The sequence below is a fragment of the Pseudotabrizicola sp. genome, from assembly GCF_030684215.1.
In the GTDB taxonomy this organism is placed as follows: Bacteria; Pseudomonadota; Alphaproteobacteria; order Rhodobacterales; family Rhodobacteraceae; genus Pseudotabrizicola.
This window is the reverse complement of the sequence record NZ_JAUXOV010000065.1, coordinates 14994-36558: the sequence shown is the minus strand read 5'-3', so window position 1 is coordinate 36558 and position 21565 is coordinate 14994. Positions and strand designations below refer to the sequence as shown.

General features: G+C 61.3%; 16 protein-coding genes. 12 read left to right on the top strand and 4 right to left on the bottom strand.

Translation table 11 applies throughout. The features are described from left to right. Position 1: 1 nt before the first annotated feature. Both Q8K08_RS13030 and Q8K08_RS13025 read left to right on the top strand, forming a co-directional pair. Positions 2-457 (top strand): RidA family protein, encoded by a 456-nt coding sequence (locus Q8K08_RS13030; RefSeq protein ID WP_304799301.1) that lies wholly within the window; start codon positions 2-4, stop codon positions 455-457. Next, positions 436-1086, top strand: coding sequence for a TetR family transcriptional regulator C-terminal domain-containing protein (locus tag Q8K08_RS13025; protein ID WP_304799299.1), 651 nt, complete (start codon positions 436-438; stop codon positions 1084-1086). The genes Q8K08_RS13030 and Q8K08_RS13025 overlap by 22 nt, the downstream gene beginning before the upstream one ends. Here Q8K08_RS13025 and Q8K08_RS13020 read toward each other — a convergent pair. The 3 genes from Q8K08_RS13020 to Q8K08_RS13010 form a co-directional block, all read right to left on the bottom strand. Beyond that, positions 1080-4925 (bottom strand): translocation/assembly module TamB domain-containing protein, encoded by a 3846-nt coding sequence (locus tag Q8K08_RS13020; RefSeq protein ID WP_305250315.1) that lies wholly within the window; start codon positions 4923-4925, stop codon positions 1080-1082. The two genes, Q8K08_RS13025 and Q8K08_RS13020, sit on opposite strands and share 7 nt — an antisense overlap. After that, positions 4925-6760: an autotransporter assembly complex family protein gene (locus tag Q8K08_RS13015; protein WP_305250313.1), complete on the bottom strand. Its 1836-nt coding sequence runs from the start codon at positions 6758-6760 to the stop codon at positions 4925-4927. Before Q8K08_RS13015 ends, Q8K08_RS13020 begins: the two co-directional genes overlap by 1 nt. Positions 6761-6926: 166 nt before the next feature. Continuing rightward, positions 6927-8207, bottom strand: a complete 1281-nt coding sequence (locus tag Q8K08_RS13010; RefSeq protein ID WP_304799293.1) for an ROK family protein — start codon at positions 8205-8207, stop codon at positions 6927-6929. Between the two features lie 213 nt (positions 8208-8420). Here Q8K08_RS13010 and Q8K08_RS13005 point away from each other — a divergent pair, with 213 nt between their 5' ends. The 7 genes from Q8K08_RS13005 (at position 8421) to Q8K08_RS12975 (ending at position 17278) form a co-directional block, all read left to right on the top strand. After that, positions 8421-9446: a substrate-binding domain-containing protein gene (locus Q8K08_RS13005; RefSeq protein WP_304799291.1), complete on the top strand. Its 1026-nt coding sequence runs from the start codon at positions 8421-8423 to the stop codon at positions 9444-9446. A 167-nt stretch (positions 9447-9613) separates the two neighbouring features. Beyond that, on the top strand, positions 9614-10927 hold the full coding sequence (locus tag Q8K08_RS13000; protein WP_305250312.1) for a sugar ABC transporter permease: 1314 nt from the start codon (positions 9614-9616) through the stop codon (positions 10925-10927). Positions 10928-10937: 10 nt separating this feature from the next. Beyond that, complete coding sequence (locus Q8K08_RS12995) at positions 10938-11699, top strand: ATP-binding cassette domain-containing protein (protein ID WP_304801561.1); 762 nt, start codon at positions 10938-10940, stop codon at positions 11697-11699. Further along, positions 11699-13135, top strand: a complete 1437-nt coding sequence (gene xylB / locus Q8K08_RS12990; protein WP_304801559.1) for a xylulokinase — start codon at positions 11699-11701, stop codon at positions 13133-13135. Before Q8K08_RS12995 ends, xylB begins: the two co-directional genes overlap by 1 nt. Then, complete coding sequence (gene xylA, locus Q8K08_RS12985) at positions 13132-14433, top strand: xylose isomerase (protein WP_304801556.1); 1302 nt, start codon at positions 13132-13134, stop codon at positions 14431-14433. Before xylB ends, xylA begins: the two co-directional genes overlap by 4 nt. 11 nt (positions 14434-14444) lie before the next feature. After that, positions 14445-15752: a vanadium-dependent haloperoxidase gene (locus Q8K08_RS12980; RefSeq protein ID WP_304801554.1), complete on the top strand. Its 1308-nt coding sequence runs from the start codon at positions 14445-14447 to the stop codon at positions 15750-15752. Further along, on the top strand, positions 15749-17278 hold the full coding sequence (locus Q8K08_RS12975; protein WP_305250311.1) for a CRTAC1 family protein: 1530 nt from the start codon (positions 15749-15751) through the stop codon (positions 17276-17278). Before Q8K08_RS12980 ends, Q8K08_RS12975 begins: the two co-directional genes overlap by 4 nt. Here the strand turns inward: Q8K08_RS12975 and Q8K08_RS12970 are convergent. Further along, entirely contained in the window at positions 17268-18107 is an 840-nt protein-coding gene (locus Q8K08_RS12970) for a YihY/virulence factor BrkB family protein (RefSeq protein WP_304801549.1), read from the bottom strand. The genes Q8K08_RS12975 and Q8K08_RS12970 overlap by 11 nt on opposite strands. A gap of 87 nt (positions 18108-18194) precedes the next feature. On the opposite strand from Q8K08_RS12970, the gene mgrA reads away from it, so the two are divergent. From mgrA to Q8K08_RS12955, 3 genes are all read left to right on the top strand, one after another. After that, positions 18195-19223, top strand: a complete 1029-nt coding sequence (gene mgrA / locus Q8K08_RS12965) for an L-glyceraldehyde 3-phosphate reductase (protein WP_304801547.1) — start codon at positions 18195-18197, stop codon at positions 19221-19223. A gap of 88 nt (positions 19224-19311) precedes the next feature. Continuing rightward, complete coding sequence (locus tag Q8K08_RS12960) at positions 19312-20145, top strand: flagellar motor protein MotB (RefSeq protein WP_304801565.1); 834 nt, start codon at positions 19312-19314, stop codon at positions 20143-20145. 97 nt (positions 20146-20242) lie between these two features. After that, entirely contained in the window at positions 20243-21562 is a 1320-nt protein-coding gene (locus Q8K08_RS12955) for a flagellar hook protein FlgE (protein WP_304801545.1), read from the top strand. Positions 21563-21565 lie beyond the last annotated feature (3 nt).

Here is a 21565-nt window from a genome sequence, read left to right as displayed (position 1 = left end):
CATGTCTGATCCCACTGCCGCCCCTTTGGCCCGCTATTCTGCTTGGGTGCGCCGGGGGGATTTCATTTTCCTATCCGGGGTTATCGCGGTGGACCCCGGCGCCGGGCGGATCATTCGCGGCTTTGGCGATCTGCCTGACGGGATTGGCCCGACGATTGGCCAAACCGGGGAGTTTTCGGTTGATGCCAAGGATGGGCCTGTTCTGGCGCAAAGCTGGTATGTGTTCGACCGCATCCGCGCCACGATGGAACAGGCGGGCGGGTCCATGAATGATGTGTTCAAGCTGGTGCAATATTTCAAGAATCTGAACGACTTTCCGCGCTATAACACGGTGCGGCGGATGTTCTTTCCCGACACGCCGCCCGCCTCGACTGTGGTAGAAGTCAGCGCCATGATGCCATCGGATGATATTTTGATTGAGGTGGAGGCGACGGCATGGCTGCCATTGAAGCCGTAAGCCTTCGCCATGTGGGCCGGGGCGATCTGGCCCGCAAGCGCGGCGAGTTGCGCGATGTGATCCGCGCCGCAGCGATTGTGGAATTTGCCGAGCATGGCTTGCGGGGCGCATCAACCCAAGGCATTGCTGATCGGGCGGGCATCTCTAAAACCAAGCTGCATTATTACATCGACAGCAAGGAAGAGCTGTATGCCGAAGCCCTGTCCCAGATTACCGCGATCTGGGCTGAGTTGTTTGAAGGTATCGCGCTGGACAAGGGGCCAGAGGCGTTTTTGTCGGATTACATCGCGCGCAAGGTACGGTTTTCGCTGAGCCATCCGGCAGAGGTGCGGATGTTCACCGGCGAGGTGATGCGCGGCGCACCGATGCTGCAAGAGGTCTGGGCCGGATCGCGTGAAGCGACGCTGCGGGCGTCTGCGTTGATCACGGGCTGGGCTGATCAGGGGCTGATCAGGCGGGTGGACCCGTTGTTGTTGCAGTTCCACATCTGGGCGATGACCGAGGCCTATGCTGTGATGGGAAGCGAGGCACGGTTCATGTCTGGGCTTGGACCGGATGACCCGCTGAACGCGGATCATATCAGTGCCGAAATCACCGCTTTGGTGCTGAACGGGCTGCGGGTTCAGTAATCGCGTTCAAAGAACAGGCCGATCCCGGTGTTACCATCGGCGCCCACGCGGCCCTTCAGTGTCAGGTTGTCGGTCAGATCAAGGTTCAGGTTGATCTGGCTTTGGCCATTCTGATCGACGACAACTTCGGAATACACATTCTCGGTCAGATACTTGCCAGCCGTCAATTGCGTGGTGCCATCGGCAGAGGTCTGCACATCCAGATCATCCAGACCAAAGCCTTGGCGCAAGCGGCTGATGATACCTTCACCACCGCGCCCCGCCAGAGTGGCCACAGCATTGGCCAGTTGCAGGGCTTGCAAGGCAGAGAGCGATTCCAGACGCCTGCCGAACAAAAGCTGCGACAGCACCTCTTCCTGCGGGAGTTGCGGGCTGGAGGTGAAGCTGACCTGAGGGTCAGTGGCTGAGCCGTCAATCACGACAGAACTGGTCACATTGTCATTTTGGCTGCTGGCAACCACCCGCAACAGCGGGTCAAAGTTGCCTTCGAGTTGCAGCGACGCCTCGGTCAGGGTCAGGCGGCGGCCTAGAATATCAAGCCGCCCCCGGATCAGGTTGAACGCGCCCGAAGGGATGATGTTTGCCGTGGTGCCAGCCAGCCGCAGCGTGCCACCAAGCTCGGCATCAAGCCCCCTGCCCCGAATGAAAAGCTGATTGGGGGCCGAGATTTCAATATCCAGATCAAAGGGGCGGGCGGAGGTGCTGCGGCCTGTGCCATTCGGGTCAGCGATAAGTCCGGCACGGCGGCGGGTTTCGCGCACGGCGGCGGGTTCATTGATGTGCTGCAACCCGTCCAGCATCTCTTGGCCACCAAGACCGGTGGCCGCAATGCGGATTTCTGTCTGCGGCAAGGCAATACGCCCCGAAATCAACGCGCCCCCGGCAAGCGGGCCGTTGATGCGCAACTGGCCGTTGGCAAGCGTTTCATAAAGCTGCGGGTCGCGCAGGACGACGCCGGACAGGATCAGCGCAAGATCGCCCCGATATGGCGCGGTAAGGTTTATGGGGCCGTTCAGGGACAGGCGCCCCCCGGTCGAAACATTAGCGGTGGTTGCGATCTGGGCCGAACCGCCCGACAGCGTGGCGCTAGCGTCGATGGCTTGCAGCGAAAACGGCAAGGACGGGTCAGCCAGATTGCCGCCCGACAGGCCCACACGCCCGGACAAAGACGACAGCGCAAGCGGGCCATTCAACGAAAGATCAACGCTTAGAGGGCCAGACACGACACGACTGCCAAGAAAGGGGTTGGCAAGACCCGCCTGTGCCGTGCCCTGAATGGTCAGGTTGGCACTGGCAAAACTGGCGGCCAATTGGCCCGCCACACGGGCATTTATGCTGCCCGGCCCGGTGCCTGCCAGAGACAAGGTATAGCCGCTGCCGTTGCCGGTATCGATGGCGGTGCCTGACAGGGTGACAGGGCCGGGAAATTCGGGGAGCAGAATGCCAAGGTTGACCAGACGGGCAGTAAGGTCGACTTCACGGAGGTCATCGGTCAGGCGGCCTGTGGCCTGCGCGGTGATCTGCGGGCTGGTGAGGCGCAGGTCATCGACGCGCAACGTCCCACCCTCCAGCCGCAGGGCGGCGCTGAGTTGTGAGGTGCCTGTCAGCAGGCGGTCTGCCTCGGTCTGGCCGGTGCGCAGGCCGTTGGCCTCGGCGCTCAGGGTCAGGGCGGCGGTGTCGGCCGTGCCCTTGAAGGTCGCGTTGGCGGCGATCTGGCCACCCAGACCGGGGCGCAGGCGCGACAGGTCTTGCAGGGTCAGCTGAGCTGTGACGTCGCTGCCGGTGCTGGCCAAGGTGCCGGCAGCCGATGCGCTGGCACCGGGGGCGGTGACGGTCAACTGCTCGACGATCAGGGTGTTGTCGATCAGGTTTGCGACAAGCGAAACCTGTGACGCCCCTGCCAGCAAGCGGTCCACCTCGGGCTGGCCGATGCGCAGGGCGTTGGCGGAAAGATCGGCTTTGATCAGCGCCTGACCGCTGGCCAGCGGGCCGGACAGGCGCATATCGCCCGCGATGCTGCCACCGTATTCGGGCCCAAGGCGGGAGAGGTCATCCATGCGCAGGGTCAGAGACAGGTCGGCCGTGTCAGAGGTCAGCGTGCCTGACCCATCGGCGGCAAGCGACGGCGCGCGCAGGGCAAAGCTGCGCAGCACGGTGCCGGTGGTATCGCGGCGGACGTCGAACGCGATGCTGGACGGGCCGCGCAAAAAGTTATCGGCTTGTGCGATGTCAACGGTCAGGTTCTGGCCGTCGATCCGGCCTTGAACGTCGAAATCACCGGCCAACGGGCTGCCCTGCCCTGCCGCCGATATGGTGCCACGACCGGACAGCGGGCGACCGGCAAGGCCAGACAACGGGGCGAGGTCAGTGGCATCAATGCTGATCCGGCCACGGGTCCGGAACCCGTCAGAAAGGCCCGCGATTTCGCCGCCTGCCGCGATGGTGACCGGGCCAGCGATCAGATCAAGCGCACCGATCCGGGTGACACCGGTGCCTTCTTGCCAGAACAACCGGGTAGAGGCGGTGACGGCATCGCCAATCGCCATCGCCAGATTTGGGTCTTGCAGCGCAATGCCGCTGCCCGTCAGGGTCAGGGTGCCACCGATGACCCGGCCCACGGGCGTGCGCGATATCCGGCCAGAGCCGCGCAGATCAAGCCGCCCAAGGCTGGCCTCGGGCGTGATGAGATTCTCGGCCTCGACCACCGCGCGCCACGATTCGTCTGTGCCCGCGTTATAGGCCACCTCCAGCCGGGCGGTGCGGACCGACACCCCGGCATCGAAACCGGGGATCAGAACCGGATTGTTATCAGGATCGCGCAGAAAGCCGTTCAGCGCGATCAGTTCGGGCAGACCATCGGCGGCGATCAAAGCCTGACCGCGCAATTCAACCGAGCGGGCGCGCAGATCGAGCGCCGAGAGGTCAAGCCGCCCTTCGGTGCTGCGTTGGCCGGTGACATTTAGGCTGACGGTATCGCCCAGAAAATCGGCATATTCCGGTACGAACAGCGGGGCCAGATCGCCCCCCAGTTCGGCGTTGAACAGGGTGCCACCAGCATCGGTGCCCGTCAGGGTGACGGTGCCTGTCAGACGCTCGGCCCCGTCGCTGGTCAGCGCGATGGTCGAGGCGAAGTTATCAAGCGGCCCCTCGCCACTGATTTGCAGCGTCACAGCAGGGGTGCCGGGCAGGTCAAGTAGCGTGGCTGCAATGCCACCCGCGTCTTCGACCACGTTCAGCGACAGAGATAGCTGCGTGGTTGCGTTGGCATAAAATGCGGACAGATCAATCCGCCCATCCGGGCCATCGTCAGTGCGGTTGATGGTCAGATCAGCCGACCCGTCGCCGCCAGCAAGCGACACAGACGCCTCTATGCTGCCCTCAACCGTTTGACCCAGCAGGGCTTCGCCCAACACCACCCGCGCCGCCGAAATTTTCGATATCTCGACCGAAACGGGCAGTTCGGGCAGGGCAAAGCCCTTTGCCTCTGGCGACGGCGTGGCATCGTTTGTCAGGGGCGCGCGGGCGATGATGATTTCTGCAGCAGTCAGCTCGTTGATCGACACCTGCCCCGACAGCAGGGAAGACCGCGACCAATCCAGCACAATATCGTTCAGGGTCAGCCAGATGCCATCTTCATCAGCGATGGTCAGTTGCGTGGCACTGGCGCGCGACGACAGCGCGCCCTGAAAGCCACGCAGGGTGATCTGGCGACCCGCACCGGACAGGTTGTCTTCGAGAAAAGCGACAATGGTGCCGCGATCGGTGCGTTCAGCCTCGGTTTCCTGCGCAAAGGTGACGCAAGGCGCAGCGATCAGCGCAAGGGGAAGCAACCAGCGCATCAGAACGCCTGCCCCAGACCAACGTAGATTTGCACACCGCGCCCCGTGGTGCCTCCAACAGGCCCGGCGATGTCCAGCCGGATCGGGCCAAAGCCCGTGTCATACCGCAGGCCAAGACCAGCCCCGGCGTGCCAGTCGCCAGCGGGATCAAAGAACCCACCGACATCGACCCGCCCGGCATCCACAAACCCGACAACGCCGATATTTTGCGTGACCTTGGTGCGCAATTCCAGCGAGCCTGCAAGAAAATGGTTGCCGCCGATTTTATAGTCGATCAGCCCGCGTGAGACGTTGATGCCAAGCGACTGGAACGGCTGGCCGCGCACGGTGCCGCCGCCGCCCGAATAGAACAGATCATCGCGCGGGGTTGCGAGCAGGTTTGCTCCGGTCACGATACCCGCCTGTGCGCGGGCGGCGATGACGAAACGGTCATCCGGGCCAAAGCCGCGATAGCCGCGCAGATCGGCGGTGGCGCGCAGACCAGAGCCTGTGGTGCCAAAGCCAAGAAAGGGCTTCACCTCGGCTTCGATATAAAAGCCGCGCTTGGCGTCGTTCTTGTTGTCGCGACGATCCCATGCCAGACCCACGGGAAGTGACAGGCTGCGGAACCGGAAATCGGTTGAAAAGACTCGGTCTTCTGAAAACTCGGTTCCATCGATGATGCTGTAGGCCAGATCAACCCGCCCAGTCAGGCTGTCCGAAAACACATGGGTAAAGCCAACGCCAAGCCGTGCCAGATCGGCGCGGAAGTCGGGTTCATCCAGATGACCGATTTCAGTGGCGAAACGCGCCGTGGTATCGGGCGTCAGGGTGGCGGGCCGGTCGATGGTCAGCTTCAGACTGTAATCCACGCCATTGTCTTTGGCACCGATGTTTGAAACCTGACCTTCGATGCGCAGACGTTCGGCCCCGCCAAGCAGGTTGCGATGCATCCATGCTGCGGAAAGGTCGAGCCCTTCGAGACTTGAAATCTCGGCCCCGAAGCTCAGGCGGCGGGGCTTTTCCTCGACCACAGTGATGGTGGTGCCCAGAAGGTCGGGGCGGGTGATGCCCTCATCCTCGGTGATGGTGACAGATGAAAACGCACCGGTGCGGCGCAGGCGGTTTTCAGCGCGGGCGACGTCGGCCGGATCATAGGTTTCACCCTGCGGGATGCCAGCGATCTTGCGCACGCGGTTTTCGCGGGTGCGCTGGTTGCCGACAACATCGACCGGGCCAAAGCGCAGACGCGGGCCGGGTTCCAGCGCAACGCGCGCGGACAGGGTGCGGTTGGGGTGGTCGGCCACCACGTCCTGACCGGCAACACGGGCCTTGGCGTGGCCTTGCGCGCGCCAGCCATCAACGCCTGCGGTCACAGCCTGACGCACAAGGCCGCTTTCAGCCACCTGCCCGCGCGCGAAGCCATCGGGCAGCTCTGTCCCTGTGGCAAGCGGAGAGACCGAGGCCTGACCGAAGCGAAACTGCGGGCCGGGATCAACACGCACCTCGATCCGCGAGACGCGCTGCGGAGCATCAAGGGGTGCGATGCCCGCCGCCTCTCGCCCGTCAAGCAAGACCGACACGACGGGGGAATAATGCCCCTGCGCATAAAGCGCGCCGACAAGGCGGCCATATTCGGCACGGGCAGCGGCAAGCACCTGATCTGGCAAATCTTCTTCATTGGACAGGGCCAGCAGCGCAGACGCAGAGCGGAGCGCCCCGCCAAGATCAGCATTTGCACCAGCCACTGTGAAAAGCACTCGGTCGAGCGCATGCCCGGCCTGCCCGGCGCTAAGCGCAACGGCGAGGCAGGCCACAAAGGGCAGGCGCAACAAGGGGTGTCTGCTCTGTGTCAATGGGAACCTCACCGGCGATTGTTCCGACTATCGCAACAGCCGCCCGGATGTGCAATCAACTGCGGGTCATTCCGAGGCCAACTGCCATCACATTTTGCGCCTTTCCGCCACTATAGCGCAATACCCGCAAGATGCAGTGTCCTGCGACATTCCCCGACGGAAGATGCTATTGCGCGGCGATGTCGCGGTTGGCCGACAGCAGGCTTTCACTTACGCACGACAGGGCAAGGGCTGCGGCGCCATGCGCCCAAAGAAGATCGCCCCAGGCATGAATTTCGATCGGTGGGCGGGGGCGGCCGGTGTTGATTGTCAGATTGTCCATCTCGGCCAAAGTCTCGGCGGCATAGAGGTAATCGTAGCGCATGCGCTCACCCGACAAGATGATCAGCGCCGGATCAAACAGGTTGACCACATTCGACAGCCCAACCGCCAGATAGCGCCCTGCACGGCGGAAAATGCTGCGCGCAGTGGCATTGCCCGCCTTGGCATGATCATACAGGCTTTCCAGCAGAACGGCGATGCTTTGCCCTTCCTTATGGCCCCAGTTCAGGGCGGTTGTCGCTTCACGCGCAAGGGCATAGTCGGCGATATACGCCTCCAGACAGCCGCGCTGACCGCATCTGCACAAAGCACCATCAAGCTGCACTTTGGTATGGCCCAATTCCAGCCCAAGCCGCTGCGATCCGCGATAGATCCGGTGGTTCATCACAAAGCCCATACCGACGCCATGTTCGATGGTGACAACCGCAAAATCGGACAGACCGCGCCCTACACCGAACCAAAGCTCGGCCAGAGCCACAAGGTTTGCATCGTTATCGACCCAGACCGGAAGCCCCAGACGCGCACTTGCCAGTGCGGCCAGTGCGACCTTGCGGTCATTCAGAACCGAGGACCAAAGCACGACCCCCTCGGCACTGTCGACAAAACCGGGAACGCCCAAGCCAACGGCGCTCAGGTCTGACCTGCTGATCGACGCCTTGGCGCAAACCCGGTCCAGCAACGTTTCAACGGCTGTCAGAAGCTCGGCCACGGCCATCGGACCGGGACGACGGGGGATCGCGTCATCAGCAATCAGATTGCCAGCAAAATCGACAACCACGGCGGTGTGCTCGCGGTCTGATAGCTTCATCCCCACCACACGATGCGCGGACGCTCGCACGCCCAGTGCCACAGCGGGGCGCCCACGAACAGTTTCTCCGTCGCGGGGGGGGGCCGCGACTTCTTCGATGAGCCCCGATTCGATTAGTTCCGAGGTGATGGTGGTGACAGAGGCCGGGCTGACCCCCAGATCTTTTGCCACCTGCACGCGGGGAATCAGCCCGGCAGCGCGCACGCACTCAAACACCTGCTGGCGCAGTGGGCGCAGCGTATCGGACAGGGGCGGGATCAAAGGCCCCACGCCCTTGCGCGCTTCGCCTGCCTCACCCGCCGTATATTGTGTCAGCATTTCTTTGGCACCCTAACAAATTATCGCCGACATTCTTCGTCATATGCCTGAAAATTGCTGCAAAGCAGCGAGAAACAGGCTTATACTTACTCCACCCTAGATTTCATCACTATTTTTATTTTGACAACTGAAATTAATAAGGGCAAATTTTGCCCGTCTCGGCGAATCCGTCGAACCAGCCATACGCTGGCTGCATCCATAGGGAGGATACATATGCGTAACGCAATCGTGCTCGCCGTGATCGCGGCGACGGGGTTTTCGTCTGCCGCACTGGCAGAGGGTAAAAAAATCGGCGTTTCTTGGGGAAGCTTTCAGGAAGAGCGCTGGAAGATCGACGAAGCAGCGGTAAAAGCAGCGCTGGAAGCCGCTGGCAACGAATACGTTTCGGCTGATGCTGAATCGTCCTCGGCCAAGCAGTTGACAGATGTTGAGGCGCTGATCGCTCAGGGCGTTGACGCGCTGATCATCAACGCATGGGACAAGGACGCCATCGGGCCAGCGATTGAAGCTGCCGCAAACGAAGGCATTCCGGTTGTCGGCTATGACCGTCTGATCGAAGATGACCGCACATTCTATCTGACGTTTGACAACGTTGGCGTGGGCCGGATCATTGCGGAAACCGTCTTTGCAGAAGTGCCAAAGGGCAACTATGCGATCATCAAGGGCGATCCGGGCGATCCGAACGCCGGCTTCCTGCTGCAAGGCATGATGTCGGTTATTCAGGGCGCAGTCGATTCGGGCGACATCAAGATCGTCGGCGAAGCGTTCTCGGACGGCTGGAAGCCAGAAAATGCCCAGAAGAACATGGAGCAGATCCTGACCGCCAACAACAACGACGTTGACGCGGCTCTGAGCCAGAATGATGGCATGGCGGGCGGCGTTGTTGCAGCCCTTGGCGCACAGGGCCTGACCGTTCCGGTCGGCGGCCAGGATGGCGACCATGCAGCAATCAACCGTGTGGCACGCGGCACCCAGACCGTTTCGGTCTGGAAAGACGCGCGCCAGCTGGGCAAGGCTGCGGGCGAAATCGCCTCGGCATTGGCAGAGGGTGCTTCGCTCGACTCGATCGAAGGCGCGACCAAGTTCTCGGGTGGCGAAAAGGGTGTCGAGATGAACGCCATCCTGCTGGCGCCAACACCGTTGACCCGCGCCAACCTGAACGTCGCTATCGACGCAGGCCACATCACCAAGGCTGCGGCCTGTGAAGGTGCTGTCGCTGGCGTTGTTGGCTGCGAATAAGATCTGTCGCGGCGCGGCGTTCCCTTAGGGATGCCGCGCCGCACTTTTCACCACCTGTTTGCGACATCTTGCAACCGTGAACGGTTGCGTGACCACATGTGGCCGATGCTTGCCTCGGTCTGGTCTTTTTCGCGATGTCCCTGTCCCCCATAGCGTTGGACGATGCCATGACCAAGACACCCTTGACTGCCCCTCCTGCAACGCCCACCCATACGGTGGCCGGCGGAAACCCGATAAAGCGCTTTCTGGCCGCGACCGAGATTGACACCCGTCTGCTTGGCATGTTGGCCGCCCTCATGCTGATCTGGGGTGGTTTTCACATCTACGGCGCGGTCGTGAACGGCAATGGCGCCTTTCTGACCCCGCGCAACCTGTGGAACCTGTCGGTGCAGACCTCTAGCATCGGGATCATGGCCACAGGGATGGTGCTGGTCATCATAACCCGCAACATCGATCTGTCGGTAGGATCGCTGATTGGCGTGACCGGCATGGCCATGGGGATTTTGCAGGTTGATGTGCTGCCACAAATTCTGGGCCTTGGTCACTGGTCGATCTGGATCATCACCTGTGCGGTCGGCATTGTTCTGGGGTCATTGATCGGCGCATTCCACGGCTGGCTGATCGCCTATCGCGGCATTCCGTCGTTTATCGTCACGCTTGGCGGCTTGATGGTCTGGCGCGGGATGGCGTTTATCGCCAATGGCGGCAAGACCATTTCCCCGGTGGACAGCACATTTGCGCTTTTGGGCGGCGGTCCGGGTGGAAATATCGGCGCAACGGGAAGCTGGATTGTCGGCATTCTGGCCTGTGTTGGTGTGGTCTGGCTGCTGATCAACGGGCGCAAACAACGCGTCAAACACGAATTTCCGCTGCGCCCGATGTGGGCAGAGATGACACTGGGGGCCATTGGCTGTGGCGCGATCCTTGGGGCGGTCATGCTTATGAACGCCTACCCGCTGCCACGCGGCATTCTGCGCCAGATGAACCTGCCTGATGATACGTTTGTGTCGCACGGCTTTGCCATTCCGGTGCTGATCATGCTGACCGTCGGGATTTTGATGACCATACTGATGACCCGCACCCGCTTTGGCCGCTATGTCTTTGCCATCGGCGGCAACCCCGAAGCGGCGGCACTGGCCGGGATCAACACCCGCTGGATGACGATGAAGATCTTTGCCCTGATGGGGGCACTGACCGGCATCGCAGCCGTTATCGCCTCGGCCCGCCTGAACTCTGCCACCAACGCGCTTGGCACGCTGGACGAGCTGTATGTGATCGCGGCCGCCGTGATCGGGGGCACGTCCCTCGCAGGTGGGGTCGGCACGATTTACGGTGCCATCCTTGGTGCGCTGGTCATGCAATCCTTGCAATCGGGCATGGTTCTAATCGGCTTTGACGCCGCCATACAGCGGATCGTCGTAGGCGTGGTTCTTGTTCTCGCCGTCTATCTTGACAACCTCTACCGCGCCCGCACGAAGTAAGGAGGCAGCCATGACCGTTACCAAAGGAACACCGCTGGTCGAGATGCGTGACATCTCTATCTCTTTCGGCGGCATCAAGGCTGTCGATCATGTCAGCATTGACCTGCATCCGGGGGAAGTTGTGGGCCTTTTGGGCCACAACGGCGCGGGCAAATCCACGCTGATCAAGTGCCTGTCGGGCGCCTATCAAAAGGATGCCGGAGAAATCTACATCAACGGTGAGCGGGTTGATATCCACAACCCGCGCGATGCCCGGCACTACAACATCGAAACGATCTATCAGACGCTGGCCTTGGCCGACAATCTGGACGCAGCGTCGAACCTGTTTCTGGGGCGCGAGCTGGTGACGGCGGCGGGCTTTGTCGATGACGCCCAGATGGAGGCCGAGACACGCAAGATCATGGCACGGCTGAACCCGAACTTCCGCAAGTTCAACGTGCCGGTATCGGCGCTGTCCGGCGGGCAGCGTCAATCGGTAGCCATCGCGCGGGCGGTCTATTTCAACGCCAAGATCCTGATCATGGACGAACCCACAGCCGCACTTGGCCCGCAGGAAACCCAGATGGTGGCCGAGCTGATTCAGGAACTGAAGCGGCAGGGCTTGGGCATTTTCCTGATCGAGCATGACATTCATGCCGTGATGGATCTGTGCGACCGCGCTGTGGTGATGAAGAACGGTCAGCGGGTCGGCACGGTGAACGTGGGCGATGTGTCTGATGACGATATTCTGGGCATGATCATCATGGGTAAAAAGCCAGCAAAGGCCTATTGATGTATATTGGTCTTGATCTGGGCACCTCGGGGCTGAAAGGCATTCTGATGACCGAGGCGCAGGAGGTGGTGGCGGAATCCACCATGCCCCTGACCGTTCAACGCCCACATGAGGGCTGGAGCGAGCAATCGCCGAACGACTGGATCGCTGCGGCCGAAGCGGTGATTGATGCGCTGTCGGCCCATGGTCTTGGCGCGGTGCGTGGCATTGGTCTGTCCGGGCACATGCACGGGGCCACGGTGCTGGATGCGTCGGATCAAGTGTTGCGTCCCTGCATTCTGTGGAACGACACCCGCAGCCATCTTGAGGCGGCTGAACTGGATGACGACCCGATGTTCCGGCGCGTGACCGGGAATATCGTGTTCCCCGGTTTTACCGCGCCAAAGCTGATGTGGATGCAGGCAAACGAGCCCGCGCTGTGGGACAAGGTGGCAAAGGTCTTGCTGCCCAAGGATTACCTGCGGCTGTGGCTGACAGGCAATCATGTGTCTGAGATGTCTGATGCCGCTGGCACGGCCTGGCTGGATACGGGCGCGCGGGACTGGTCGGATGACCTGCTTGGCGCAACCGGGCTGAGCCGCAGCCATATGCCCGCGCTTGTCGAAGGCTCGGCAGTGTCGGGCAAGCTGCGCCCCGATCTGGCCGCCCGCTGGGGCTTTCCCAAGGGTGTTGTCGTCGCGGGCGGCGGCGGTGACAATGCGGCGGCGGGGGTTGGCGTTGGCGTGGTGCGTGCGGGTGAGGCGTTTGTCAGCCTCGGCACGTCGGGCGTGTTATTTGCCGCAAATGACGGCTATCAGCCCGACCCGGCAACGGCGGTGCATACGTTTTGCCATGCGCTGCCCAACACGTGGCATCAGATGGGCGTGATCCTTGCCTGCACCGATGCGCTGAACTGGTTTGCGCGGCTGTCGGGCAGTGATGCCGCCAGCCTGACCAGTGATCTGGGGACATTGCAGGCCCCTGGCAAGACGCTGTTCCTGCCCTATCTGGGCGGCGAGCGCACCCCCCTGAACAGCGCGTCCGTGCGCGGGGCTTTTGTTGGGCTGGAACATGCGACCGATCGGCAAGCTGCCACCCGCGCCATTCTGGAGGGTGTGACCTTTGCCTTCCGCGATTGCCGCGACGCTTTGGCGGCCACGGGGACCAAGCTGGAAAGCCTGCTGGCGGTGGGCGGCGGGTCAAAGTCGGACTACTGGCTGCGCACCATCGCGACCGCGCTGAACTGTCCGGTGCAAGTGCCGGTGGCGGGCGATTTTGGCGGGGCTTACGGCGCCGCCCGTCTGGCCCTTATGGCTGCAACCGGGGCCGGGGCCGAAGTCGCCACGCTGCCCGCCATCGCACGGGTTTTTGACCCGGATCCGGCGTTGAAAGACGCATTCGACGCGGGCCACGCCCGCCATATCAACGCACAATCTGCCATCAAGGGCCTGACATGACTGATTTTTTCAAAAACATCCCCACCATTAAATACGAAGGCCCGGATGCCACCAGCGAATTCGCCTTCCGCCATTACAACCCTGATGAAGTCATCATGGGCAAGCGGATGGAAGACCATCTGCGCTTTGCCGTGGCCTATTGGCACAGCTTTGCATGGCCCGGCGGTGACCCGTTTGGCGGACAGACGTTTGACCGGCCTTGGTTCGGTGACAGCATGGATCTGGCCCGTCTGAAGGCGGATGTGGCGTTTGAGATGTTCGATATTCTGGGCGCGCCGTTCTATTGCTTCCACGATGCCGACATGCGCCCCGAAGGCGCTACGTTTGCAGAGTCAAAGCGCAATCTGGATGAAATGGTCGACTATATTGCCCAAAAGCAGGAAAGCCATAAGGCCAGACTGCTGTGGGGCACGGCGAACATGTTCACCAACCGGCGCTGGATGTCGGGCGCGGCCACCAACCCCGACCCCGATGTCTACGCCTATGCGGCAGCGACCGTGAAGGCGAACATGGACGCCACGATGAAGCTTGGCGGCGCGAACTATGTGCTTTGGGGCGGACGTGAGGGCTATGAGACACTTCTCAACACCGATCTGAAAGCGGAACGCGCCCACGCCGGGCGGTTCCTGCAACAGGTGGTGGAATACAAATACAAGATCGGCTTCAAAGGTGCGATCCTGATCGAGCCAAAGCCGCAGGAACCTTCAAAGCATCAGTATGATTACGATGTGGCGACGGTTTACGGCTTCCTCAAGGATTTTGGGCTGGAAAAAGAGGTTCAGACCAATGTGGAACAGGGCCACGCCATTCTGGCCGGCCATTCGTTTGAACACGAGATTGCCCTTGCCTCGGCGCTGGGAATTTTTGGATCGATCGACATGAACCGCAATGACTACCAGTCGGGCTGGGATACAGACCAGTTCCCGAACAACCACGCCGAAAAGGCCGTGGCGTTCTATGAGATATTGCGGGCGGGTGGGTATACCACTGGTGGCACCAACTTTGACGCCAAGGTGCGCCGTCAGTCGCTGGACCCAGAAGATCTGATCCTTGGCCATGTCGGCGGGATGGATACCTGTGCGCGGGCGTTGAAATGCGCCGCCGCGATGATGGAATCAGATGAGATGGAAGCCCAACTGCGCACCCGCTATGCTGGCTGGCAGACGCCTGCCGCCAAGGCGATGCTGGACGGAAGTCTGGAGGCGGCAGCGGCGCGCGTGACGACCGAGGGGCTGGAGCCGCAGCCAAAGTCTGGCCGTCAGGAGCGGCTGGAAAACCTCTGGAACAAATACATCTGAAAGGGGTCAATATGCACCGGCGCAGGGTTCTTGGACTGGGGGCAGCGGCATTGACCGCTGTCCTGCTGCCGGCGCGGGCGCAGGTGGCATCCGACCCAAGATCGGTGCTGACCAACTGGTACAAGCTGAGCCTTCAACTGGTACGCCATACCGCCACCTATTCCCCCCCCGTCGCCAGCCGCGCCTTTGGCTATCTTGGGGTGACAGGGTATGAGGCGGTTGCGGCTTGCGATGAGGGTATGACCTCACTTGCCGGGCAGTTGAACGGGTTGACCACGCTTCCACGGGCAGGCGACGGGGTGCATGATGCGGCGGCGGTGCTTCAGGCTGCACTGTCGGCCACGGTTGCGCATTTCTTTTCCAATACCGGGCCATCTGGCCAACGCGCCTTGGCCACGATGACGCGCAAGCTTGATGCCCAAGTGGCCCAAGGGCTGGCCCCCGAGGTGTTGCGCCAAAGCGTTGGCTTGGGTCAGGCGATTGCCGCGCATATCATTGATTGGGCGGATGTTGATGGCGGCGCGGTGGTGGAAAACATGGGCTTTGCGCAAAGCTACCGCCCGCCCGCCGACCCGTCAGCATGGGTGCCGACCAGCCTGATCCGCCAGCAACAGGCGCCGCTTTTACCCGATTGGGGCCGCGTGCGCCCCTTTGCCATGCCTGCGGGAAACACCTGCGCCCTGCCCCCGCCGCCCGTCTATAGCGAAGACCCGACATCAGATTTCTATGCCGAGGCGATGGAGGTTTACACCGCCACCAAGGCGCTGACCGACGAACAGGCGCTGATTGCGCGCTTCTGGTCAGACGACCCGATGCTGTCATCGACCCCGCCGGGCCATTGGATTTTTGTAGCCAATGATCTGATATCACGTCACAATCTGCCGCTAACCGTCAGTGTGGACATGATGGCGCGACTAGGCATCGGCATGGCTGACGCGTTTATCGGTTGCTGGCATGACAAGACCGAATACAACCTTTTGCGGCCCGTGACCTATATCAACCGGGTGATTGACAAAGACTGGAAACCTTTGCTGATCACGCCGCCTTTTGCCGAATATCCGTCGGGCCACTCCACCGTGTCGGCGGCGGCGGCAACGGTCCTTACGGGCGTGCTTGGCGAAGCTTTTGCCTATGAGGATTTCACCCACGAGCGCGAGGGGCTGGACGCCCGATCCTACGCAAGTTTCTGGCAAGCGGCGGACGAGGCTGGCATCTCGCGGCTGTATGGCGGGATTCACTTTCGGTCAGCCATTGAACAGGGCATGGAGCAGGGGCGCTGCATTGGCGCGCACGCCGTAAGTCTGAGGACGCTTGCATGATCCGCGCGCTGGTTCTGATCCTGCTGGCGGCCCCCGCTGCCGCGCAGACCGTTCCGCAGTTTGTCGAGGAAACCACTCCTGCGGGGCTGGAGCACAGCTTTGCAGGCGAGTGGGAGTATATGGTGGGCGGTGGTGTGGCCGCGTTCGATTGCAACGGCGATACCCTGCCCGATCTGGCGCTGGCGGGCGGCACTGCGCCTGCCGCATTGTTCCTGAACCAAAGCGCTCGGGGGGGGGCCTTGGCATTTACGGCTGTGGTCAGCGGGATCGAAATGGAGGGCGTGACCGGCACCTATCCGATCGACATTGACAGTGACGGGATCACCGATCTGGTGCTGCTGCGGGTGGGCGAAAACGTGGTGATGCGCGGGCTTGGCAATTGCCGGTTTGAGCGCGCGAATGAAGACTGGGGATTTGACGGCGGCGACGCGTGGTCGACTGCCTTTGCCGCGATGTGGGAAGCGGGAGCAAGCCTGCCCACGCTGGCCATCGGCAATTACATCAACCAGCGCGAGGAAGCCTACCCTTGGGGGTCATGCACCGAGAACTGGCTGCATCGGCCCGATGGCGGGGGTTACGGCGCGCCCGTGGCGCTGACGCCCAGCCATTGCGCGCTGTCGATGCTGTTTACCGACTGGAACGGATCGGGGCGCAAATCGCTGCGGGTGTCGAATGATCGCGAATATTATGAGGGCGGGCAGGAACAGATGTGGCATCTGGAGCCGGGCCAGCCGCCGCGCCTGTATACCGAAGCCGAGGGCTGGAAACGCCTGCGGATCTGGGGGATGGGTATTGCCAGCACCGATCTGGATGCCGATGGCTACCCCGAATTTTACCTGACCAGCATGGCGGATAACAAGTTGCAGCGGCTTGTGGCCACCGGCCCCGATGCAACGCCCGACTATGGCGATATCGCATGGGCGCGCGGCGTGACCGCGCATCGCCCGTTCATGGGTGACGATCTGCGCCCGTCCACCGGATGGCATGCGCAGTTTGCCGATGTGAACAACGACGCGCGGGCCGATCTGTTCGTGGCCAAGGGCAATGTCTGGGAAATGCCCGACTTTGCCATGGCGGACCCCAACAACCTGCTGTTGCAGGGCGCGGATGGGGTGTTTGTGGAATCGGCAGGCACGGCGGGCGTGGCCTCTACGCTTGCGGCGCGGGGGGCGGCTGTGGTGGATATGAACGCGGATGGCGCGCTGGATCTGGTGGTGGTCAACCGCAACGGGCCTGCGCAAATCTGGCGCAATGCCGGGGTGGCGGGAAATTGGCTGAAGGTGGCGCTGGAACAGCCGGGGCCGAACCCGACGGGCATTGGCGCGTGGGTCGAAGTGCGGACCAAGGATCATCTGCAACGGCATGAGACTACATCGGGCGGCGGTCATGTCAGCGGCATCTGGGGGCCGCAGCATTTTGGTCTGGGCGACGCGGACCGGGCCGAGGTGCGGGTGATCTGGCCCGATGGCCAGGTGAGCGATTGGGCCGAGGTCGCGGCGAACACCGTGGCGACGATCAGTCCCTGATCTTTGGCGTGGTCAGTTCCGCATTGACTGCGCCACCCAAAAGCACCGCCAGCACACCAAGGTAAAGCCACATCAGCAGCGCCACCACGGCACCGATTGAGCCATAAATCCGGTTATAGCTGTCGAAATTCGCCAGATAGGCCGAAAATGCAAAGCTGACCGCCGACCATGTCAGCGCCGCAACGACAACCCCCACAGACACCCATGGCCGCCCGTTGCCCGACGGCAGGTTCGGGCCAAAGTGATACAGGATCGACAGACAGCTGAGCACCAGAACAAACATGGCAACCCACGGCAGAACGCCCAGTAACCATTCCTCTGCCGGGCCGAGGTCAATGTATTGCAGCACCAGCGGCACCAGAACAATCGTGGCCAACCCGACAATGATGGCAAAGATCAGTGCCAGTGTCAGCGTGATATCGACCACCCAGCCCCATATCCAGCCGCGCGGTGCGGTGCGGTTCACCACATCCAGCCCGGTGATCAATGCCGACACCCCGGCTCGGGCGGAATAAAGCGCGATCATCAACGATACAAAGGTCGCCCAACCAAGGGTGGTGCGTGGCGTGGCCAGCAGGCCCATTACCTGATCATGGATCAGCAGGGCAGCGTCGGTGGGCAAAAATTGCTCGCCCACCTCCAGATAGTCTTCGATGACCTTGGGGTCGGCCATCAGGCTCCATATCGCGACACTGGCGGCGAGGCCGGGGAAAACGGCGAACATGGCGTAGAACGCCACACCTGCCGCGATCAGGCCGAAATGGCCATCGTTCATCCGGCCCCAAACGGCCCCGACAAACCTGAACACTGAACCCACGTGAAACGTCATCAGCCCTTCTAAGCTCGTTGTTCGCCTTTGTGCAACTTGCACAAGACCTTGGCGAATGAAAGAATAGCGCCAACAGGAGGCTTGCCAATGTCTTACACCGCCCATCCCGAGCGCTATTCCCGGATGACCTACCGCCGCTGCGGGGTCTCGGGCCTGAAACTGCCCGCGATCAGTCTGGGATTATGGCACAACTTCGGCCATGACACCCCGCATCAAGTGAAACGCGAGATCTGCCGCACAGCGTTTGATCACGGGATCACCCATTTCGATCTGGCCAACAACTACGGCCCGCCCCCCGGCAGCGCCGAAGAGGCATTTGGCGAGATTTTGCGCACCGACTTTGCGGGCCATCGAGATGAGCTGATCGTCAGCTCCAAGGCAGGGTATCTGATGTGGCAAGGGCCTTATGGCGAATGGGGAAGTCGCAAGAACCTGATCGCGTCTTGTGATCAAAGCCTGAAGCGTATGGGTCTGGATTACGTTGATATCTTCTATTCCCACCGCTTTGATCCCGATACCCCACTGGAAGAAACCATGGGCGCGCTGGATCATATTGTGCGGTCAGGCCGCGCGCTTTATGTTGGCATTTCAAGCTATTCCAGCGCGAAAACGCGCGAGGCGGCAGCGATCTTGCGTAGCCTTGGCACGCCCTGCGTGATCCACCAGCCAAGCTACAACATCCTGAATCGCTGGGTGGAAAAAGATGGATTGCGCGAGACTTTGGACGAATTGGGCATCGGGTCTATTGCCTTTACGCCTTTGGCACAGGGGATACTGACCAAGAAGTATCTGGGCGGCATTCCCGACGGCAGCCGCGCCGCGCAGGGTAAAAGCCTGAACCCCGGCACGATCACCCCCCGCGCGCTTGAAAGCGTGCGGGCGCTGGATGCAATCGCACAGGCGCGCGGGCAAACGCTGGCGCAGATGGCGATTGCCTGGGTGCTGCGTGAGGGCAAGATCACCACGGCCCTGATCGGGGCGTCAAAGCCTGAACAGGTTGTGGATTGTGTGGGAGCAATCGGCAATCTGGAGTTTTCTGCCGATGAACTTGCCCAGATCGACCGGGTTGCAGCAGAAGAAGACATCAACCTATGGGCACGCTCATCCGCCGAATAGCCATGGGAAATGTTTAAAACACCAATCTTTAAGCCCCGGTTTACCGCGCCCGTGTAAACCGGGGATGGGTGTGAAACATGGGTGTGTGATGGCCGGGCAGAACAATGCCGCGCCAGTCATCATCAAGCGTAAGAAGAAAGTTATCGGCGGTGGCCACCACGGGGGTGCGTGGAAGGTTGCCTATGCCGATTTCGTAACGGCCATGATGGCCTTCTTTATGCTGATGTGGCTGCTGAACGCGACGACAGAACAACAACGTAAGGGCATTTCGGATTATTTCAGTCCGACAATCCCGCTCAGCCGCATCTCTGGCGGGGGCGACGGTTCATTCGGGGGCGACTCTGTTCTGGCCGAAGACACGCTTGCCCAGAATGGCACTGGCGCGTCGTCGAACAAGCCAACGGATGAACGGCAATCGCGCAGCGAATCCCAGGCCGAGGCGCGGCAGGCAGAAGAAGAACGCCTCGCCGAAGTGCAAAAATCTTTGCTGGCCCGCAGTGGTGAGAGTATGACGATGGAGCGTTTGTTGCGCCACGTCGTGACCCGCGTGACCGACGAAGGGCTGGTGATCGAACTGTTCGATCTGGAACAAGCCCCCCTGTTTCAGCCCGATTCCGCCACTGCGACCCAGACCTTGCGTGATCTTGCAGTGGTGCTGGCCGACGTGCTGCTGGCCACTCGAAACGACCTGGCTGTTGGGGGTTATGTGCGCAGCTACCCCTTGATGATGCGGGATAATCCGGTGTGGTCCTTGTCAGCGGACCGTGCACAGGCAGGGCGTCAATTGTTACGAGCGCAAGGCGTGGCCGATACCCGTTTTGCCCGCATCACCGGGTTCGCCGACCGCAAGCCGCTGACCCCGGACCCATCGGTGATCAGAAACAACAGGCTCGAGGTGATTTTGTTGCGCAAGAACCGATAGCAGATTTCATCAAGTTTTCGGAATTAGCGGGCTGTTAATCGCCATGCTGCAGGGTGCGAGGCATATAGAGGCATCGACCTGTAGAAAGGCGGCATTGATGACTATTTCTTCCTCGCTAAATGCGGGCGTGGCAGGCTTGAACGCGAACGCGGCACGGCTTGCGACCATATCCGATAACATCGCCAACTCCTCGACCTATGGCTACAAGCGGGCGGCGGCTGAATTTGAAAGCATGGTGCTGAGCGGGGGGCGGGGCTCGGGCAAATACTCGGCAGGCGGGGTCCGCACCTCAAGCTATCGGCTGATCGACGAACGGGGCGGCATCGTGAGCACCTCCAACGCCCTTGATATGGCCGTGACAGGTCGTGGCATGCTGCCGGTTATGCCATCTGTGCGCATGTCAGACGGCGGGATGGGCACACAACCCATGATGATGACCACAACCGGATCATTCCGAATGGATGCAGAAGGTGTTCTTCGGACAGAATCGGGGCTGGTCCTGTTGGGTTGGCCCGCCAATCAGGACGGGACGATCCCAGCCTTTTCGCGCGATACCCTTTCAGGGCTGCAGCCCGTTGTGATCAGCGCCAATCAGACCGTTGCAGATCCGACCACCGCAATCGGTCTGGCAGTAAACTTGCCCTCAATCCAGACAAGTGTCGGCGCATCCGGCGACCCGTTTCCGATCATGGTTGAATATTACAATAATCTTGGCTCGGCGGAGAGCCTGAATATCTCCTTCACCCCAACAGTGCCGGTGCCTCCGTCGACAGCAGGCACAAATACCTGGACAATGGAAATTCGCGACAGCGCGTCAAATGGGGCAGTGGTTGGGGAGTATACTCTGGTCTTCGACGATACCCGTGGCGCGGGCGGCACTCTGGCATCAGTTACCACTGTTTCGGGCGGAGCCTACAACGCAGCCGTCGGCACTTTTGATCTGACCGTTGCCTCTGGGCCGATCACCATGACCATTGGTCGCCCCGGTGAACCGGGCGGCATGACCCAACTGGCGGACAGCTTTATCCCGACCGGGATCACAAAAAACGGCTCACCCACTGGCACGCTTGCATCTGTAGAGATCGACGAAAACGGCTACCTTCTTGCGACATATGACACGGGTTTCATCCGTCGGATCTACCAGATTCCGCTGGTTGACGTGCCCAATATCAACGGGTTAACGCCGCTGAGCAATCAAACGTTTCAGGTCTCGCCACAGTCGGGTGCTTTCTATTTGTGGAATGCGGGCGAAGGGCCGACTGGCAGTATCGCAGGGTACGCGCGTGAGGCTTCAGCCACAGATGTTGCGGCCGAACTCACCGCCCTGATTACCACGCAGCGCGCGTATTCATCGAATGCCAAAGTCATTCAGACGGTCGATGAAATGCTGCAGGAAACCACCAACATCAAACGCTGAGGA

Coding starts and splice junctions, on each gene's coding strand:
- Q8K08_RS13030 (WP_304799301.1), top strand. CDS start 2: ATGTCTGATCCCACTGCCGCCCCTTTGGCCCGCTATTCTGCTTGGGTG.
- Q8K08_RS13025 (WP_304799299.1), top strand. CDS start 436: ATGGCTGCCATTGAAGCCGTAAGCCTTCGCCATGTGGGCCGGGGCGAT.
- Q8K08_RS13020 (WP_305250315.1), bottom strand. CDS start 4,925: ATGCGCTGGTTGCTTCCCCTTGCGCTGATCGCTGCGCCTTGCGTCACC.
- Q8K08_RS13010 (WP_304799293.1), bottom strand. CDS start 8,207: ATGCTGACACAATATACGGCGGGTGAGGCAGGCGAAGCGCGCAAGGGC.
- Q8K08_RS13005 (WP_304799291.1), top strand. CDS start 8,421: ATGCGTAACGCAATCGTGCTCGCCGTGATCGCGGCGACGGGGTTTTCG.
- Q8K08_RS13000 (WP_305250312.1), top strand. CDS start 9,614: ATGACCAAGACACCCTTGACTGCCCCTCCTGCAACGCCCACCCATACG.
- Q8K08_RS12995 (WP_304801561.1), top strand. CDS start 10,938: ATGACCGTTACCAAAGGAACACCGCTGGTCGAGATGCGTGACATCTCT.
- xylB (WP_304801559.1), top strand. CDS start 11,699: ATGTATATTGGTCTTGATCTGGGCACCTCGGGGCTGAAAGGCATTCTG.
- xylA (WP_304801556.1), top strand. CDS start 13,132: ATGACTGATTTTTTCAAAAACATCCCCACCATTAAATACGAAGGCCCG.
- Q8K08_RS12980 (WP_304801554.1), top strand. CDS start 14,445: ATGCACCGGCGCAGGGTTCTTGGACTGGGGGCAGCGGCATTGACCGCT.
- Q8K08_RS12975 (WP_305250311.1), top strand. CDS start 15,749: ATGATCCGCGCGCTGGTTCTGATCCTGCTGGCGGCCCCCGCTGCCGCG.
- Q8K08_RS12970 (WP_304801549.1), bottom strand. CDS start 18,107: ATGACGTTTCACGTGGGTTCAGTGTTCAGGTTTGTCGGGGCCGTTTGG.
- mgrA (WP_304801547.1), top strand. CDS start 18,195: ATGTCTTACACCGCCCATCCCGAGCGCTATTCCCGGATGACCTACCGC.
- Q8K08_RS12960 (WP_304801565.1), top strand. CDS start 19,312: ATGGCCGGGCAGAACAATGCCGCGCCAGTCATCATCAAGCGTAAGAAG.
- Q8K08_RS12955 (WP_304801545.1), top strand. CDS start 20,243: ATGACTATTTCTTCCTCGCTAAATGCGGGCGTGGCAGGCTTGAACGCG.